Source organism: Sulfurimonas sp., from assembly GCF_032250635.1.
In the GTDB taxonomy this organism is placed as follows: domain Bacteria; phylum Campylobacterota; class Campylobacteria; order Campylobacterales; family Sulfurimonadaceae; genus Sulfurimonas.
On sequence record NZ_JAVVFL010000278.1, the window covers coordinates 1 to 1,363 of the forward strand.

Annotated in this window: 2 protein-coding genes; both read left to right on the forward strand. The window is 38.7% G+C overall.

Annotated elements, in window-relative coordinates:
* A partial coding sequence (locus tag RQ763_RS11735) for a Crp/Fnr family transcriptional regulator (protein WP_314153176.1) occupies nt 1-337 on the forward strand: 337 nt, incomplete at its 5' end.
* Between the two features lie 84 nt (nt 338-421).
* A partial coding sequence (locus RQ763_RS11740; RefSeq protein WP_314153177.1) for a multiheme c-type cytochrome occupies nt 422-1,363 on the forward strand: 942 nt, incomplete at its 3' end.

Consider the following 1,363-nt stretch of genomic DNA (forward strand, 5'->3'; position numbering starts at 1 on the left):
TGTCGAAATTTTAAAAATTGACTTTGAGAAGCTAAAAGAGGTCATCTTTTCAAACCCTAACATGGCGTTTAATATTCAAACCTCCCTTATCAAAAAGATTAAAAACCTTGAAAATATTATATCTACCAACTTGGTTCTAGACTCAAAAGAGAGAGTCGCTAAATATATCTACAACCATTCGGAAGATTTTTTTGAGACTAAAAACATAGAGATAGCCGAGATACTCGGTGTCTCGCCTGAAACACTCTCCAGAATACTTAAGTTTTTCAAGGACAAAGAGATAATCAATGTCAAAACCAAATTTGCAGACAAAGAGGCTCTAAGAGAGTTTTTTTAAAAACAGAGACAGAACTGACCTATATCAACGCCAAGAGCTCTTCGCTTAGTTAAAATACTTAAATTTTAATCCACGGAGAGAAGAATGCGTTATTTTTTTTTATTGCTAAGTGCAATTTTATTTGCAACTCACTTAGAGGCAAGCGGGAGCAAGGTGTGTCAGACTTGCCACCCGGTAATCTATGGTGAGTATTACGAATCTTCTCACCGCAACGCATCTATTTATAACAATCCAATCCATAAAGCTATGTGGGAGAAACACCCAAAAGATGAGAAGGGGTACACTTGCGCAAAGTGCCACTCTCCAAGTGATTTAGAGGCTCTTCAAAGCGGAGTCGTTACAAAAAATGAGACTCAGGTAGAAGAGCCCATCTCTTGTATGTACTGTCACAGCATAAAAGATGTTCAAGTGGGTGAGAGTTCAAACAGTAATATTTTAGTTGAGAAAAAGCGCGAATACTATACCGCTCAAGAGGGTAAAAAAGGTAACGCAGAGTATGAGATAGAGTCCTCATGGTTTGGATTAAAAAAGGAGCCAAAGAGCTCTCCATATCACAAGATTGACTATGACAACGAAAACTACTATAGCGGAAACGTCTGTATGGGATGCCACTCTCATACAAACAACGATCACGGTTTTGACATAACGATGCTTGACGCACTAATAAGCAAAGATGACAAAAATAGCTGTGTTACGTGCCATATGCCGCAGGTTATCGGCTCAAAAGTCACAATACATGAGACAAAAACACATGCGTATCACGGTATTGCGGGGATTTACCACAAAAGCACGAACATGGGAGAATACATTGACTTTAAGCTCTCAAAAAAGAGTGACGGTTTTAGTGTTAACGTCATAAACAGATCAAACCATGCTCTTTTTGGACAGGCATTTAGACAGGGAATTTTAAAAGCAGAGATAAAAAGGGGCGATAAGACAATTACGCTTGAGCCTTTTATATTTGAGAGAATATTGGCTCGTGATGGCGTAGAGGTTATGCCGTGGGAAGCGAATGAAGCTGTAAAA